At 65.3% G+C, this 16,643-nt stretch carries 15 protein-coding genes; 8 read left to right on the top strand and 7 right to left on the bottom strand.

What is annotated here, in order from left to right; translation table 11 throughout:
- Nucleotides 1-100 precede the first annotated feature (100 nt).
- The 7 genes from mnmE (at nt 101) to serS (ending at nt 8,271) form a co-directional block, all read left to right on the top strand.
- Complete coding sequence (gene mnmE / locus U0L91_RS04685; RefSeq protein ID WP_330045057.1) at nt 101-1,492, top strand: tRNA uridine-5-carboxymethylaminomethyl(34) synthesis GTPase MnmE; 1,392 nt, start codon at nt 101-103, stop codon at nt 1,490-1,492.
- Between the two features lie 18 nt (nt 1,493-1,510).
- The gene (mnmG, locus tag U0L91_RS04680; RefSeq protein WP_330045056.1) at nt 1,511-3,400 is read left to right on the top strand and encodes a tRNA uridine-5-carboxymethylaminomethyl(34) synthesis enzyme MnmG; all 1,890 of its coding nucleotides are present in this window, start codon (nt 1,511-1,513) and stop codon (nt 3,398-3,400) included.
- The gene (gene rsmG / locus U0L91_RS04675) at nt 3,393-4,097 is read left to right on the top strand and encodes a 16S rRNA (guanine(527)-N(7))-methyltransferase RsmG (protein ID WP_330045055.1); all 705 of its coding nucleotides are present in this window, start codon (nt 3,393-3,395) and stop codon (nt 4,095-4,097) included. Before mnmG ends, rsmG begins: the two co-directional genes overlap by 8 nt.
- Nucleotides 4,098-4,233: 136 nt before the next feature.
- Entirely contained in the window at nt 4,234-5,097 is an 864-nt protein-coding gene (locus U0L91_RS04670; protein WP_330045054.1) for a ParB/RepB/Spo0J family partition protein, read from the top strand.
- Between the two features lie 161 nt (nt 5,098-5,258).
- Nucleotides 5,259-6,026 (top strand): ParA family protein, encoded by a 768-nt coding sequence (locus U0L91_RS04665; protein WP_330045053.1) that lies wholly within the window; start codon nt 5,259-5,261, stop codon nt 6,024-6,026.
- 30 nt (nt 6,027-6,056) lie between these two features.
- Nucleotides 6,057-6,944, top strand: coding sequence for a ParB/RepB/Spo0J family partition protein (locus tag U0L91_RS04660; protein ID WP_330045052.1), 888 nt, complete (start codon nt 6,057-6,059; stop codon nt 6,942-6,944).
- A 19-nt stretch (nt 6,945-6,963) separates the two neighbouring features.
- Nucleotides 6,964-8,271: a serine--tRNA ligase gene (serS, locus tag U0L91_RS04655; protein ID WP_330045051.1), complete on the top strand. Its 1,308-nt coding sequence runs from the start codon at nt 6,964-6,966 to the stop codon at nt 8,269-8,271.
- Between the two features lie 124 nt (nt 8,272-8,395).
- Here the strand turns inward: serS and aroD are convergent, their stop codons facing one another.
- From aroD to U0L91_RS04620, 7 genes are all read right to left on the bottom strand, one after another.
- The gene (aroD, locus tag U0L91_RS04650) at nt 8,396-9,157 is read right to left on the bottom strand and encodes a type I 3-dehydroquinate dehydratase (RefSeq protein ID WP_330045050.1); all 762 of its coding nucleotides are present in this window, start codon (nt 9,155-9,157) and stop codon (nt 8,396-8,398) included.
- A gap of 1,585 nt (nt 9,158-10,742) precedes the next feature.
- A complete protein-coding gene (gene jag / locus U0L91_RS04645) occupies nt 10,743-11,873 on the bottom strand; it encodes an RNA-binding cell elongation regulator Jag/EloR (RefSeq protein ID WP_330045049.1) in 1,131 nt (376 codons plus the stop codon).
- Between the two features lie 37 nt (nt 11,874-11,910).
- A complete protein-coding gene (gene yidC / locus U0L91_RS04640; protein ID WP_330045048.1) occupies nt 11,911-12,975 on the bottom strand; it encodes a membrane protein insertase YidC in 1,065 nt (354 codons plus the stop codon).
- Nucleotides 12,976-13,075: 100 nt separating this feature from the next.
- A complete protein-coding gene (gene yidD, locus U0L91_RS04635; protein WP_330045047.1) occupies nt 13,076-13,333 on the bottom strand; it encodes a membrane protein insertion efficiency factor YidD in 258 nt (85 codons plus the stop codon).
- The gene (rnpA, locus tag U0L91_RS04630; RefSeq protein WP_330045046.1) at nt 13,330-13,680 is read right to left on the bottom strand and encodes a ribonuclease P protein component; all 351 of its coding nucleotides are present in this window, start codon (nt 13,678-13,680) and stop codon (nt 13,330-13,332) included. The genes yidD and rnpA overlap by 4 nt, the downstream gene beginning before the upstream one ends.
- A 104-nt stretch (nt 13,681-13,784) precedes the next feature.
- Nucleotides 13,785-13,919 (bottom strand): 50S ribosomal protein L34, encoded by a 135-nt coding sequence (gene rpmH / locus U0L91_RS04625; RefSeq protein ID WP_204648700.1) that lies wholly within the window; start codon nt 13,917-13,919, stop codon nt 13,785-13,787.
- Nucleotides 13,920-14,067: 148 nt separating this feature from the next.
- A complete protein-coding gene (locus U0L91_RS04620) occupies nt 14,068-15,021 on the bottom strand; it encodes a hypothetical protein (RefSeq protein ID WP_330045045.1) in 954 nt (317 codons plus the stop codon).
- A 224-nt stretch (nt 15,022-15,245) separates the two neighbouring features.
- Between U0L91_RS04620 and dnaA the strand changes: the two genes are divergently transcribed.
- Nucleotides 15,246-16,562 carry a chromosomal replication initiator protein DnaA gene (dnaA, locus tag U0L91_RS04615; RefSeq protein ID WP_330045044.1) on the top strand — a complete coding sequence of 439 codons (1,317 nt, stop codon included), beginning with the start codon at nt 15,246-15,248 and terminating at the stop codon, nt 16,560-16,562.
- The last annotated feature ends 81 nt before the right edge of the window (nt 16,563-16,643 follow it).

Raw genomic sequence — 16,643 nt, 5'->3', positions numbered from 1 at the left:
GCCGCTGCCTTCGGGCGGCGGCCCGCTGTTTTTTGCCATTTACCTTTGTGCGGTTTTGTGCTATGCTTAGTCTGAGAAATTGTGTGAAAGGATGAGAAATATGCCGTCTACGATCTGTGCACTGGCGACCCCACCCGGGGTGGGAGGGATTGCCGTGGTCCGGCTGTCCGGTCCGCAGGCCTATCCGATTGCCGAGCGGGTGTTCCGCCCGGTGCGGGCGGGGCGGCAGGTCCGCAAGGCCGCGGGCTACACCGCGATGCTGGGCCACTATCTGCTGCGCGGCGCCGAGATGGATGAGACGGTGGCGCTGTTTTACCGCGCCCCCCACAGCTACACCGGCGAGGACGTGATCGAGTTTTCGGTGCACGGCGGCCATGCGATGGTGCAGGGGCTGCTTGAGGCGCTGTATCTGGCCGGGGCGTCCCCGGCCGGGCCCGGCGAGTTCACCCGCCGCGCGCTGGAGAACGGCCGGATCAGTCTGACCCAGGCCGAGGCCGTCATGGAGATCATCTCGGCGGACGGGCGGCAGGGGGCCGCGCTGGCCAAGTCCGCGCTGGACGGCGCGCTGGCCCGCCGGATTGACGGCATCCGGGCGGCGCTGCAGACGCTGGCCGCCCACATCACGGCCTGGATCGACTATCCCGAGGAGGACGTGCCCGAGCTGTCCGACGCCGAGCTGGCCGGCACCCTGACCGCCCAGAAACAGGCGCTGGATGCCCTGATTGACGGCTACGGCGCCGGCGCGGTGCTGCGCCACGGCGTGGACTGCGTGCTGCTCGGCCGGCCCAACGTCGGCAAGAGCACGCTGCTCAATCTGCTGGCCGGGTTTGACCGCGCCATCGTGACGCCCATCGCGGGCACGACCCGCGACGTGCTGGAACAGCCCGTCATGCTGGGGGATACCGGCATCCGGCTGAACCTGTTCGACACGGCGGGCGTCCGGGACGCCGGAGATGACCCCGTCGAGGCGGAGGGCATCCGCCGCAGCTGGAAAAAGCTCGAGGAAGCCGGGCTGGTGCTGGCGGTGTTCGATCTCGGCGAGCCGCTGACCGCCGAGGACCTCGACATCGCGCGGCGGTGTTCGGGGCGGCCGGCGCTGGCCATCCTGAACAAGCAGGACCTGGCAGGGCAGGGGGATGCCCAGCGGCTTGCCGAGCAGGCGCTGGCGCCCTATTTCCGGCAGGTGCTGGCGATCTCGGCGCGGGACCCGGCGAGCCTGGACCCGCTGTGCCGCGCCGTCAGCGAACTGCTGGGCACGGCCCGGCTGGACCCCAACGCCGCGGCGCTCTGCAGCGCCCGGCAGCTGGATGCCGCCCGCGAGGCCCGCGACGCCCTGGCCGAGGCACTGCAGGCCCGGGCCGGCGGGTTCGGGCTGGATGCGATCGGGGTGTGCCTGGCCGATGCGCAGCGCGCCCTGGCCCGGCTGACCGGCGAGGATGCCGGCGAAGCCACCCTGGATGAAGTGTTCTCGACGTTCTGCGTCGGCAAATAAACAAGAAGGAAACAGAGAATGGATCAACTCGGAAGTTATGATGTCATTGTGATCGGCGCCGGCCATGCCGGCATCGAGGCCGCCCACGCCGCCGCCCGGCTGGGCGCACGGACTGCCGTCTTTACGCTGACGCTGGACCTGATCGGCGATATGCCCTGCAATCCCTCGATCGGCGGCACCGCCAAGGGCCACCTGGTGCGGGAGATCGACGCGATGGGCGGGCTGATGGGCCTGGCCGCCGACGCCACCTTTCTGCAGAGCCGGATGCTCAACCGCGGCAAGGGGCCGGCCGTCCACAGTCTGCGCGTCCAGACCGACCGGATGCGCTACCATATCTGGATGAAACACGCCCTCGAGACAACGCCGGGGCTGGACATCCACCAGGCCGAGATCGTCGCGCTGGATGTGCACGACGGTGCGGTGTGCGGCGTCGTGACCAACCTCAACGGCTACTATGCCTGCCGGTGCGTCGTCATTGCGACGGGCACGACGCTGGGCGGGCGGATCTTTGTGGGCGAGGCCCACTATGACGGCGGGCCGGACGGCCAGCACGCCGCCACCGCCCTGACCCGCGACCTGGTGGCGCGCGGTTTCCCGCTGCGCCGCTTCAAGACCGGCACCCCCGCCCGGGTCCACCGGCGGAGCATTGATTTTTCCCGGCTGGAATGTCAGCCCGGCGACCCCGACGAGCTGCTGCAGCCCTTCAGCTTTCTGACCCACACCCCGATGCACAACCGGGTCAACTGCTATATCGCCTACACCAACGCCGACACCCACCGGGTGATTCTCGACAACCTGAGCCGGTCGCCGCTCTACGGCGGGGACATCCAGGGCGTCGGGCCGCGGTACTGCCCCTCGATTGAGGACAAGGTCGTCCGGTTCAAGGACAAGGAGCGCCACCCGATCTTTGTGGAGCCCTGCGGCGAGGACACCGAGGAGATGTACCTGCAGGGGATGAGTTCCAGCCTGCCCGAGAGCGTCCAGAACGCGATGTACCGGACCATCCGGGGCTTTGAGCACCTCGAGATCATGCGCCCGGCCTACGCGATCGAGTACGACTGTGTGGACCCGACGAGCCTGCTTCCGACACTGGAGAGCAAGGTGGTGCGGGGCGTCTACGGCGCCGGGCAGTTCAACGGCACCTCGGGCTACGAGGAGGCCGCGGCCCAGGGGCTGCTGGCCGGGCTGAACGCCGCCCGCCACGCGCTGGGCAAGAGCGAGCTGGTGCTGGCGCGGCACACTTCCTACCTCGGCACGCTGGTGGATGACCTCGTGACCAAGGGCGTCATGGACCCCTACCGGATGATGACGAGCCGCAGCGAGTACCGGCTGAGCCTGCGGCAGGACAATGCCGACGAGCGCCTGACCCCGATCGGTCGCGAGTACGGGCTGGTGGACGACGCCCGGTGGGAGGCCTTCACCCGCGACATGGCCGTCAAGCAGGCCGAGCTGGACCGGCTGGCCACAACCAAGGTGCCGCTGGCCAGACTGCGCGAGGCGGCGGGCGGGGAACTGCCCGCCGGCGTCGGGGTGAGCGGCGGCACGGCGGCCGAGCTGCTCAAGCGCCCCGGCGTCCACTATGAGCTGATCGCCCGGGTGATCGGCCGCGGCGAGGGCGTGACCCCGATGATGGCGCTGCGCATCGAGACCGAGATCCGCTATGCCGGCTACATCGCCCGGGAACAGCGGGCGATCCGGGAGGTGCAGCGCCACGAGAACGTCGCGATTCCCGACGGCTTTGACTATGCCCCGCTGACCACCGTCACCCTCGAGGCGCGGGAGAAGCTGGCCCGCATCCGGCCGCGCACGCTGGCCCAGGCCGGGCGGATTCCCGGCGTCAGTCCGAGCGACGTGGCCCAGCTCTCCGTCGCGCTGCTCAAATACAAAAAGGAGAACCCCCATGATTGACAAGAACCGCCTGGCCGAAAAATGTTCCACGTGGAACATCACGCTGACCGGCCGCCAGCTGGATTTGCTGGACCGGTACGCCGAATTGCTGGTGGACTACAACCGGCGCGTCAACCTGACCGCCATCACCGAGCCGGAGGGCATCGAGGACCGCCACTTTGCGGACAGTCTGCTCTTTGCCGCCCAGCCGGAGGTCGCGGGCAGCGTCGTGGATGTCGGCACCGGCGCGGGCTTTCCGGGCGTCGTGGCCAAGCTCTACAAGCCCGAGCTGCGCCTGACCCTGATGGAGCCCACCGGCAAGCGGATGGATTTTCTGCGCTACCTGTGCGGCGAGCTGGGCCTGACCGATGTCGAGTTTGCCCGCGAGCGCGCCGAGGAGGCCGCCCGCAAGGTCTGGCGCGAACGGTACGACGTGGCCTGTGCCCGGGCCGTCGCGGCGCTGCCGGTGCTCTGCGAATACTGCCTGCCGCTGGTCCGGGTGGGCGGCGTCTTTGTGGCCCTCAAGGGGCCCGACGCCGACGCCGAGCTGGCCGGCTCCGCCAACGCGCTGAAAAAGCTCGGCGGCCGGCACGAGGCCACCCGCGCCTTCACGCTGCCGGACGGCAGCGAGCGGCGGCTCGTCCTGTGCAGGAAAATATCGCAGACTCCGACCGTTTACCCCCGCAACGGCGGAAAAATTGCAAAAAAGCCGCTCTGAGCTGCCGAATCTGCGCGAATCGTGGCGCACGATTGTGCTGGAATTCGCCCCTTGCCCTGTGTTATGCTTGTTGATGCAAGCAGAAACACAGGGCTTTTTTGCAGCCCGAACCGAGTGAGCAGGTTGGAGGGTCCCCATGTCCAAGAAAGAGAAAGCCGGCAAGATTCTGATGTTGCCGGTCAGCCAGATCGAGCCGTCGCCCTACCAGGCGCGGACCGCCTTTGATGATACCGAGATTGCGGCGCTGGCCGTCAGCATCCTGCAGAACGGGCTGCTGCAGCCGGTCACGGTGCGCAAGATCGGGATGCACCGCTACCAGCTCATCGCCGGCGAGCGGCGTCTGCGCGCCTGCCGGCTGGCCAAGCTGGAAAAGATCCCCGCGATTCTTTCCAGCTACGACGACAGCGAATCCGCCGCCCTCGGCCTTCTCGAGAACCTGCAGCGCTCCCAGCTGGACCCCTTCGACACGGCCCGCGGCATCCGGGAGGTCATCCGGCTGTGGGACTGCACCCAGGCCGAGGCGGCCCGCCGCCTCGGCCTCAGCCAGCCGGCGCTGGCCAACAAACTGCGGCTTCTCGCGCTGACGCCGGCCCAGCAGCAGCTCTGCACGGCGGGCGGCCTGACCGAACGCCACGCCCGGGCCGCGCTGCGTCTGCCCGAGAGCCGCCGCACCGCCGCGCTGGAAAAGATGGCCCGCGACAAGATGAGCGTGCGGGAGGCCGACCGCCTGGTGGACACGATGCTCGCCGCCCCCAAGGACGCGCCCGGTCCCTGCCGCCGCACGATGCCGATGGTGGGGGATGTGCGGCTCTTTGTCAACACGCTGCAGCACGCCGTCGATCTGATGACCCAGAAGGGCATCCAGGCCGTGACGAGCTGCGACCAGACCGACGGGTATCTCGAGTACACCGTGCGGATTCCGCTCTCCCCGGCGCCGCCGGTGCCCGACACCACCGAGGCCTGCCACGCCCCCGAAATGCCCGAGGAAATCCATGTCTGAGTTTTCCGGGCCCCGCCGCTGCGCCCCCAGGGCAGCGGCGGATTTTTTTTGCCGTTTGTCCGGATGTTCCACGTGGAACATCCTTTTTTTGTGTTTTGGCCCTTTTTATTATCCAAAAGCTGTGGTATAATTGAAAAAGACGTTTCAAAAGGAGGGAAATCATGGCGAAAGTCGTTGCGATTGCAAACCAGAAGGGCGGTGTCGGCAAAACCACCACCGCCGTCAACCTTTCGTCCTGCGTGGCCGCACTCGGCAAACGGGTGCTCGTGGTGGACCTGGACCCCCAGGGCAACACCACCTCGGGATACGGCGTGGCAAAAAAGAGCCAGGATTCCAACATCTACACCTGTCTGATCGACGGGGATGATGTCCGTCAGGCCATCGTCAAGACAAAATTCAATGCCGATCTGATTCCCTCCAACACCCAGCTGGCCGGCGCCGTCGTCGAGCTTGTCCAGCTGCCCCGCCGCGAAAACCGGCTGCGCAGCGTGCTGGCTCCGGTCGTCACACTCTACGACTATATCTTCATCGACTGCCCGCCCTCGCTGGATCTGCTGACCATCAACGGCCTGTGCGCCTGCGATACCGTGCTCATCCCCATCCAGTGCGAATACTACGCGCTGGAAGGTCTGTCCGAGCTGATGAACACCCTCAAGATCGTGCGCAAGAAGTACAACCACTATCTGGACATCGAGGGCGTGGTCTTTACGATGTACTCCGGCCGGTTCAACCTGACCATGCAGGTCGTGGCCCAGGTCAAGAAATACTACGGCAACAAGGTCTACAAGACCGTCGTGCCCCGCACGGTCCGGCTGTCCGAGGCGCCGAGCTTCGGCATGCCGATCAACTTCTACGAGCCCAACGGCCGCGGCAGCGAGGCCTACATGGCCATGGCCCGCGAATTTCTGCAGAACAACGAGCGGGACTGACCGCCGCAGCGAAAGGGGAGTGAACCAACGATGGCAAAACGCAAACTGGGCGGACTCGGCAAGGGCCTGGACAGTCTGTTCGAGGACCTGCCCCCCGAGGAGGGGGACAGCGCGGATGTGACCCATCTGCCGCTGCGGGAGATCGAGCCCGACCCCGACCAGCCGCGCAAGAACTTTGACGAGGAGTCGCTGGCGGCCCTCTCGGCCAGCATCGCCGAGAACGGCCTGCTGCAGCCCATCGCCGTGCGGCCCAAGAAGGCCGGGCCCGGCTACGTCATCATCGCGGGGGAGCGCCGCTGGCGTGCCGCCCGGATGGCCGGGCTGGAGGAGGTGCCCGTCCTGGTCAAGGAAGTGACCGACGAGCAGGCCGCCGCCCTGGCCCTGATCGAGAACCTCCAGCGCGAGGACCTCGATCCCATCGAGGTGGCCGAGGGCTGCCGTCAGCTCATCGACCGCTACGGCCTCACCCAGGAGGAGGCCGCCCGCCGTCTGGGCAAGAGCCGCAGCGCCATCACCAACTCGATGCGGCTGCTCTCGCTGCCCGAACCGGTCCGCGAACAGGTCCGCACCGGCGCCCTGAGCGCCGGCCATGCCAAGGCGATTCTCGGCCTGGCCAGCGACGACCTCATGCAGGCCGCCGCCGAGCAGGTCACGGCCAAGGGCCTCAACGTCCGGCAGACCGAATCGCTCTGCCGCAAGCTGTCCCGGCCTCCCAGGCCCGCCCGCCGCGAGGACGCCTTCACCCGGCCGGTCCTCGCCGCCGAGGTCGAAGCCGCCCTCAAGGAGGTCACCGGCAACGAGGTGCATGTCGAGTACAAGGACGGCCGCGGCACACTCAGCATTGCTTTCTATTCCGACGACCAGCTCCGGCAGTTTGCCGGGCTGCTGGGGCAATATGACCCCGAACGCCATCAATAAGAGAGGAAAGGGATTTATCATGTTAGACATCCGTTTTGTCCGCGAGCATCCCGACGAAGTGCGGGAGAACATCAAAAAGAAATTCCAGGACGCCAAGCTGCCGCTGGTCGATGAGGTCATCGCCCTCGACGCCGAGTACCGCGCCGCCATCGGCGAGGGCGACTCGCTGCGCGCCAACCGCAACAAGCTCTCCAAGCAGATCGGTATGCTGATGGGCCAGGCCAAGAAGGACCCCTCCAAGGCCGCCGAAGCCGAGGAGATCAAGAAGCAGGTCACCGCCCAGGCCGACCGCCTCAAGGAGCTGGAAACCCGCGAATCCGAACTGCAGGAGAAGATCCAGCAGATCATGTACACGATTCCCCAGATGATCGACCCCAGCGTGCCCATCGGCCCCGATGACAGCTGCAACGTCGAGGTCCAGCGCTTCGGCGATCCCGTCGTGCCGGATTACCCCATCCCGTACCATGTCGACATCATGGAGAGCTTTGACGGCATCGATCTGGACTCCGCCGGCCGCGTCGCCGGCAACGGCTTCTACTACCTGCTCGGCGACATCGCCCGCCTGCACGAGGCGGTGCTCGCCTACGCCCGCGACTTCATGATCGACAAGGGCTTCACCTATGTGATCCCGCCCTTCATGATGCACGGCAACGTCGTCAAGGGCGTCATGTCCTTCCCCGAGATGGATGCCATGATGTACAAGATCGAGGGCGAGGACCTCTATCTGATCGGCACCAGCGAACACACGATGATCGGCCGCTTCATCGACCAGACGCTGGACGGCGCCAAGCTGCCCCTGACCCTGACCAGCTATTCTCCCTGCTTCCGCAAGGAGAAGGGCGCCCACGGCATCGAGGAGCGCGGCATCTACCGCATCCATCAGTTTGAAAAGCAGGAGATGATTGTCGTCTGCAAGCCGGAGGACAGCATGACCTGGTACGACAAGCTGTGGCACAACTCCGTCGAGCTGTTCCGCTCGATGGAAATTCCGGTCCGCCAGCTGGAGTGCTGCTCCGGCGACCTGGCCGACCTCAAGGTCAAGAGCTGCGACATCGAGGCCTGGAGCCCCCGTCAGCAGAAGTACTTCGAGGTCTGCAGCTGCTCCAACCTCGGCGATGCCCAGGCCCGCCGCCTGCACATCCGCTACAAGGACGAGGACGGCAAGACCCATCTGGCCCACACCCTCAACAACACCTGCGTGGCCCCGCCGCGCATGCTGATCGCCTTCCTGGAGAACCATCTCCAGGCCGACGGCACCGTCACGATTCCCACCGTCCTGCAGCCCTACATGGGCGGCAAGACCGTGCTGATCCCCAAGAACAAGTGATGGTTCTGCACACCTGAATCCACCGCGGCGCCCTCCCGGGCAACTTCGGGAGGGCGCCGCTTTTTTGGGACAGGAAACAGCCCTCCCGGGATGGCCCGGGAGGGCTGTTCGTTTGTATCGGAGTTCAGACGCCGCAGCCGGGCAGGGCGGACAGCGCGGCGCGCAGGGCCTCGGCGGCCGGCTGGCCGGGGGCGCTGCTCACGCCGGCCGAGGCAAACCCCGCGCAGCAGCCGAACGCCGCGCCGCAGACGCGGGTCACGGCGCCCAGCGGGCCCATGGCCATCGTGATCAGCGGCGTGTCGGGCCGGGCCTGCGCCGCCAGGGCCGTCGCTTCCAGCAGGCGGGCAGCATCGGCGGGGCAGCGGGGCATCACGGCCAGCTTGGCCACATCGCCCCAGTCCGCCATCCGGTTCAGCCGGGCGGCCATCTCGCCGGTCTCCGGCGTGGCCGAAAAATCGTGGCTGCTGATCACCGTCACGACCCCCGCCTGGCGGGCGGCCCCGGTCACCCGGCGCAGGATCTCCGGCCCGGTGCTCAGTTCCAGGTCCACCAGGTCGGCAACGCGGTCCGCGCACAGCGCTTCCAGCAGCGCGGCGTAGCGCTCGGGCGGCAGATCGGTCAGCCCGCCCTCCGCACGGGTGCGCACCGTCGCCAGCAGCGGCCGCTGGGGTCCGATGGCCTGCCGGGTCCGGGCCAGCGCCTCCCGCGCCGCCGCCAGGTCCAGCTCCGGCAGCGCGTCCAGACGCAGCTCCACCAGGTCCCCGGCCTGCCCGGCCGCCGCGGCCGGTCCCAGATCGTTTGCCATCACGGGCACAATGACCCGCATCTGCCCGGCTCCCACCCGGGCGGGCGGCAGCAAGGTGACGCCCCGAACGGTGATCGACATATCCAGTCCCCCTGTCCTCGATTGCGTGTTTTCTCTATTATACCCGCCCCCGTCTCGCCGCGCAACCCCGCCGACTTTTCCACAAGTTCTTGCCGCTTTGTGGAAAGTTGGCGGGGTTTTTCTGTGGGAAGGGGGCAGGACAGACGGGAGGGGCGGGGGGTAGGAGGGAAACGGGGAAAGGTCGTGGCCGGGAAGGGGGCAGCACAGGGGCGCGGGGAAAAATCCGGAAATGATGAAAATGGAGCCGGGCGGGAGGGAGCGTTGGCGAAGGGGTGAGGCGGGGAGGGTACGGGAAAGGCCGCGAGACGGGAATCCCGCGGGGCAGATGGGGTGCGAAGTGAAAAAATCGGGCGGGGAAAGGCTCGGGTTGGGAGGGTATGTTGGCGGATGGCAGGCGGGGTGGGACGCGGCGGCAGGGTGGGAAGTGGTGGCAGGCAGCAGCGGCGAGGGGAGCGGGCGGCGGGGACCCGATGGCCCACAAGGCAGCGGATTTTTTGCAGCTTTCCCCCAAAGCAAAGTTTTCCACTCTTTTTGCTTGGTTTGTGGAAAACCGGCGGGGGTTTCAGGTTTTTTCGCGGGGAAAAGTGGGGGAAAGGCCGTGTGGCGGAGCCGTAGGCGGGGGAAGGCAACAAAAAAGCCCTTCCGCGGAACAGGGTGGTCAACCAAGCTGCGGGAGGGCGGCGAGGGGCGGGGAAGGGCCGCAAGAGAACAGGGCGTACAAGGGAACGAAAAAGCGTTACGGAACAGCGGGCCCGGGTCGGGCGGGGGAAAGCAGAGCGGAAACCAGGCAGACAAAAGCGCCGGTGGCCCACAAGGCAGGATCTTTCTCACAGCCTTCCCGCAAAGCGAAGTTTTCCACTCTTTTTGCTTGGTTTGTGGAAAGTTGACATGGTTTTTCTGCGGGAAAAGGTGCGGCGCAGGACAGACAGAAATGCCGCAGGGGTGGGGGTGGAATCGGGGAAAGGTGGTGGCCGGGGTGTCAGCACAGGGGGCGCGGCAGAGAAGAGAGACAGGGCGGATGGGGCGAGAAGTGAAAAAATCGAGCGGGGAAAGGCTAAGGTTGGGAGGGTATGCTGGCGGATGGTGGGCGGGGCGGCAAGTGATGACAAGGCAGGAAGTGGCGGCGGGGTGGGAAGTGACGGCAAGACAGGACGCGGCGGCAGGGTGGGAAGCGATGGCAGGCGGGAGCGGCGGCGGGCAGCAGTGGCGAGGGGAGCGGGCGGCGGAAAGCGGGGAGTCGATCGCAAGCAAGCTGGGAGCTTTTTTGCGGCCTTCCCCCCAAAGCGAAGTTTTCCACTCTTTTTTCTTGGTTTGTGGAAAACCGGCGGGGGTTTCAGTTTTTCCCGTGGGAAAAATGGGGGAAGGGCCGCAAGAGAACGGGGCGTGCAAGGGAATGAAAAAGCGTCAGGGGGCAATGGGCTGGGCAAGGGACTGAAAAAAGATTACAGAGCAACGGGCCGTGCGGAGCCGGGCCGTGCAGGGGGAACGCAGGACGGAAAACAAACAAAAAAAGCGCCGGTGGCGGCGCGGGGCGCTGTCACCGGCGTTGGGGTCGGGTTGGGGTTTGCCCCGAAGGGCGGAAGGGTTACAGTTCGATCTTGCCGAACATCTCGAACTCGTCACCGTCATGGATATGCTCGGTGCGGGCCGGGGCCTGCGGGCGGGCCTCGGGATCACGGGGCGTCTCGGCAAATTCGCGGGCCGGCACGCTGGAGGCGCGGGGGCCACGGCGGCTGCCGCCCCGTCCGGAACGGTTGCCGCCTTCCCGGCTGCCGCGGCCCGGACGGCCGCCGCGCTGGCGGTCATTGCCGCGGCCCGAGCGTCCGCCGCGGGAACCGCCGCGGCCACCGCGGCGGCGGCCGCTGTCACGGTCGGGCAGGTTGCAGGCATCGGGGTCGGTGGAATAGATCACGACGCGGCGCTCGGGGCCTTCGCCCTTGCTCTCGCTGCGGACGCCCTCCACGCCGGCGACCGCCGTGTGGATGATGTGCCGCTCGTAGGGGTTCATCGGCTCCATCTCGTAATAGCAGCCGGTGCGGATGACCCGCTCGGAGATCCGGCGGGCCAGCGCCGCCAGGTCCTCCTCCCGCTTGTCGCGGTAGCCGCCCACGTCGATGCCGAGTTTCACATAGGGTCCTTCCATCCGGTTGACGACGAGGCTGGCCAGGTAGGACAGGCTCTCCATCGTCTCACCGCGGCGGCCGATCAGCGCGCCCAGGCGGTCACCCTCCACATGCAGGATGGTGGCCTCCCCCTTGCGGCCGGCACGGAAGGTGAAATCATGCGCACCCATCATCGTGAAGATGGGGGTCAGGTAGTCCACGGCGGCCTGCAGGCGCGGGTCCGCCGCAATGTCCAGCGGCTGCTCGCCGTCCGCAGCGGTCTCGGGCGCCGGGGCTTCGGCCGGAGCCTCGGCGGGTGCGGCGGCCTCGGGCTGTTCGGGCTGCGCGGCGGGTTCGGACGGCGTTTCGGGGGCGGGCTGTGCCTCCGGTTCGGCGGGCGCCGGCGCAGCGGACTCGGGCGCCGGAGCGGCGGTCTCGGACTCCTCCACCGTCACCCGGACGCGGGCGGGGATGACCTTGAACAGGCCGCGGCGGGCCGGCATCTCCAGCACCTCGTAGCTCACATTCAGGTCGTCACGGTCAACGCCCAGCGCGGCACAGGCAGCCTCGACGGCTTCCTCCACGGTCCGGGCGGTCATTTCCATTTCTCGCATCGTTGATAACCTCCTTACCACTCCCAGGGCGGGATTTTTACTTTCTGCGTTTGCGGGTCTTGGTCTGCGCATCCCGCTCGGCGCGCTGTTCCGCCGTCAGCGGCACGGTCCGGTCGTAGGCATCCCGCTCGGCATCCAGCTGACGCGCATACTCCAGGCGCATCCGGTCCGCCTCGCGATGGCTGACTTCCTTCTCGATCTTCTTGCCGTTCTCCTGCACGGTCACGGTCTTCTTTTCCTTCTTGGCCGCTTTCTTGGCAGCGAGTTCGGCCTCATACTGGGCCTTGAACTTCTCGGGGCTGTACACGGTGTAGGTCAGCGCCGTCTGGAGCAGCTGGCAGATGTTGGAGGTGCCGTAGTACAGCGAGAAGGCCACCGGCAGCTGGAAGCACATGACGACGAACATGATGTTCATGCCCCACATCATGATCTTCATGCTGCGCTGCATCTGGGCCTGCTGGCCGGACATCTTCTGGGTCATACCATAGGAGAGGAACATCGTCACGGCCGCAATGATCGGGAAGATGATGATGGGCGACAGGTGGAAGCCGGGCACCACACACATATCCATGCCGAGGAAGTCCGTGTTGAAGCTGCTGATGGCGCTGATCTGGTCGGCGGTCAGGCCGGTGTTGACCGTCGCGGCGGCGCCGGCGTGGATCTGGCTGATCAGCATGGTCTGCATCGTCGTGGTGTTGTTCGTCGCGATGCCCAGCGCCTCACAGGCGGCCGTGATGGCATCCTTGGGGATGCCCAGGATGTACTGCACCGGACGGTAGACCACTTCGATCATGCCGAACAGCAGCAGGAAGGTGATGAGCATCGGCAGGCAGCCCGCCGTCGGGCTGAAGCCGTACTCCTGCTGGAGCTTGAGCATCTCCTCCTGCTGTTTTTCCTGATTGTTCTTGTACTTTTGCTGGATCTCGTTGATGAGCGGCGTGAACACCGACATCTTGGCCATGGACTTCTGCTGCTTGATGGCAAGCGGCAGCGTGACCAGTTTGATGATCACGGTGAAAACAATCATCGTGAGGGCGAAGTTCGGGATCAGCTGATACAGCATCCGCATCAACGGTCCCAGGATCATTGCAAGAAATCCCATAGTCTGTCCTTCCGCCCCGCCCGCACGCGGAGCATTTATTTTATAGTAGGTCTTCGCCGTGCGGGGGAAGACATGAGAGGTTGGTTCGGTCCCGCGGGGCTCAGCCGCGGTGCAGCCGGCGGCGGGGATTGATCCAGCGGCCCTTCTCGGGCACCGGGTCATAGCCGCAGCGTCCCAGCGGCTGGCAGCGCAGCAGCCGCCAGACCGTCAGCAGCAGGCCCTTGGCGGCGCCGTGAATCCGCAGCGCGTCGAGGGCGTACTGGCTGCAGGTCGGCGTGAACCGGCAGTTGTGCCCGAGCAGCGGACTGATCCGCCGCTGGTAAAACCGGATCATCGCCGAGAGCACCCGGACGATCATGATTGCTCGTCCGCCTTGTCAGGCAGACCGGCGCGGCGCATCAGGGCGGCCAGCGTCCGGCTGACCTGGGTGCTCTTGAGGTAGGGCGTGCGGCCGCGCGCTACCAGGATTATATCATATCCGCCGGCATTTTGCGAGAGGTGTTCGCTGAGCGCTTCGCGCATGACGCGCCGCGCCCGGTTGCGCTGCACGGCATGGCCGACCTTCTTGGTGGCGGTCAGGCCCACCCGCGGCACCCCGTACCGGTTCTTGGCCACATACAGCACCAGGTTGGGATGTACATAGCTCTTGCCGCGGGCATAAAGCCGGGTAAATTCCCGGTTCTTCGTCAGTTTTCTGTATCGCATAGCATTCTTTTCCGCTGTGGGCAGCATCCAGAGTCTGCCGTATTTAGCAAAAAAGGCCGCTGACAATCGCAGCAGCCTTTATTTGCGGTATCAGATTTGTCCGATCAGACGGTCAGGCTCTTGCGGCCCTTCGCGCGGCGGCGGGCCAGCACCTTGCGGCCGTTCTTGGAAGCCATGCGCTTCAGAAAGCCATGGACGCGGCTGCGCTGACGCTTTTTCGGCTGGAAAGTCTGCTTCATTGTGGTATTCCCTCCTTCAAAGTTTCCCCCATGATTGGGCATTTCGCATTCTTGCGCTTGGCCAATGCCCGTTTATACAGGGGCAGCCTTGCAGATTTCAATTATATCGTACCCATGGGGAGTTTGTCAAGAGGAAAAACCGCTGTTTTCAGTCATATTGCAGCGTCATGCCGGCAAATCCGCCCGTTGCCTGCTGCAGGTCGCGCACGACATCGGCGAAAAATGCGAGATCGGAAGTCTCATAGTCAAAATGCAGGCCGTCCGGTCCGAACAGCCCCGGGTCGTACCACACCACGTCGGTGAAATACCCCGCGTACCGGTCATAGAGTCCCGCCTCGCGGAAGGCCTGTTCCAGCGCGGCCAGGCTGGTCTGCCGGTACTCGGTGGAGGCCAGCGGGTCACAGACCAGGTGGAACGCCGCGCCGTGTTCGCGGCAGAGCGTTTCCAGCCGGTCAAGGGTGCGCTGCGCCATCGGGCAGAGCGCGCCCTCCCGGTCCAGCCCGCCGCCCAGGTCCACCAGCGCGTTGAGGTAGAGCTTGCGTCCCAGCGGGGAGGCGTTGATCCAGCGCACGAACCCCTCGCTCAGGAAGGGCGCCCCGTAGGCCCGGGCCAGCTCGGCGCGGGTCTCGGCATCGAGGTGGCTCAGCAGCCCGTAGGGGGCAAAGCCGGTCACGACGTACTGGTAGCCGTAGTTCGCATCAAAGTCCGCCGCGAAAGAGTCGGGGGCCAGCATCAGCCAGACCTCCTCGGCCTGCGGGTGGGCGTCCAGGAACTGCTCGGCCAGCAGGTACTGGCCCGCCAGCGTCACGGCCCGGTTGGTCGCGGCCACCGTCCAGTCCTCGTTGCAGTCCTGGAAGGGGCCGAACACCTGGTTGCAGACGCTGTCCCCGATGATGAGCCCCGCGGCATCGTCCTCGGTGCAGACCAGCGCCAGGTTCTCGGCAATCTCCTCGGCCGGGGCATCGCTGTACCCCGTCGAATCGGTCAGCTCCGCCAGCAGCGTGCGCAGCGGTTCGACGGCGCTGCCCGCCATCACGGCGGCCCACAGCACCGCCAGCAGCACCAGAAACACCGCGGCACGCCGTCCGCTGCTGCGCGTCATCCGCACCGCCCCCTTCCGTCCGCATACGCGGCAGATAATTTTTTAATTATAGCAGGGTTTGACGCGGGTGGCAACCGGTTGCGCGGTTTTTCAACATTTATTGCAGGGAAGGTTGAAAACTCACTACATATTATAATTGTATTGGTTGTGGAATTGTGCTATACTATATCTGTATCTTTGTGTCCCGGGGCAGGGACAAAAAAATCACCGAAGTGGGGAGTATCATGGATTCATTCAACGACGTTCTGGACGCGGCGAAGGAGTACTGCCGTGAACATACCGCCGACGCGACCTATCAGTATTACATCAGCGGACTCAAGGCCGTGAGCTTTGAAAATTCCAACTGCATCACGCTGGAAGTCCGCAATGATTTCATCTGCAAGATCGTATCCGACCGCTACACCGGGCTGCTGGCCGAGGCGTTCAAGACGGTGCTGGGCTTCGATGTGGAGGTGCGCTTCACCGTCCCGCACGAGGAAGCCGCGCCGGACAAGTCCCGCAAGGCGCTGGACGAAGCCAGCCTGCCGTCCGGCCGGTACGACTTCACCTTTGAAAACTTCATCCGCGGCCCGTCCAACCAGTTCGCGTTCGCGGCGGCCCAGGCGGTCGCGGCCAACCCGTCCGGCGCCTACAACCCGCTGTTCATCTACGGCCCGTCGGGACTCGGCAAGACCCATCTGCTCAACGCCATCCAGATTGAGATCCGCAAGAACCATCCGGATTTCAACATTGTCTATGTGGATTGTGAAAAATTCACCAACGAGATCATCACGGCCGTCAAGACGGCGACCACCGAGCAGTTCCGACAGAAATACCGCGAGGCCGACGTGCTGCTGATCGACGATATCCAGTTCCTGGCCGGCAAGGAGAGCACCCAGGAGGAATTTTTCCACACCTTCAACACGCTGCACAACGCCGGCAAGCAGATCGTGCTGGCGTCGGATCGCCCGGCCAAGGAGATCAAGAGCCTGGAAGAGCGTCTGCGCACCCGGTTCGAGTGGGGCCTGACCGCCGACATCCAGCCGCCGGACTTTGAGACCCGCGTCGCCATCGTCAAGCGCAAGGCCGAGCTGCTCAACCTCGACCTGCCCGACGATGTGGCCGAATACATCGCCAACCATCTCAAACAGAACATCCGTCAGCTGGAAGGCGCCGTGAAAAAGCTCAACGCCTACTATATGCTGGAGGGCATCGCCCCCTGCATCGGGGTGACCACGACGGCCATCAAGGACACCCTCAACGACACCCAGCCCATCCCGGTCACGATTGAAAAGATCATCAACGAAGTTGCGCGCACCTACAACGTCATGCCCGCCGACATCCGCGGCAAGAAGCGCAGCGCCAACGTCAGCGCCGCCCGGCAGATGTCCATGTACATCATCCGCGAGATCACCGGCATGAGCATGGAAGCCATCGGTTCGGAATTCCAGCGCGATCATTCCACCGTCGTGTACTCCATCAACACGATGGAGAAAAACATCGGCAAGGACCGCCACCTGAAAGAGACCGTGGACGACATCATGAAAAACATCCGGACCTGACGGTTTCAAAAACCGACGGTAAACCGCTCTTTCGGTACGTTTTCCACGGGAAAACCCATCTTTCAACATTTTCAACCGATT

Source organism: Gemmiger sp. (assembly GCF_036306485.1).
Taxonomy (GTDB): Bacteria; Bacillota; Clostridia; order Oscillospirales; family Ruminococcaceae; genus Gemmiger.
Note: the sequence above shows the minus strand (reverse complement) of the source record. Positions and strands in the feature narration are given on the sequence as shown.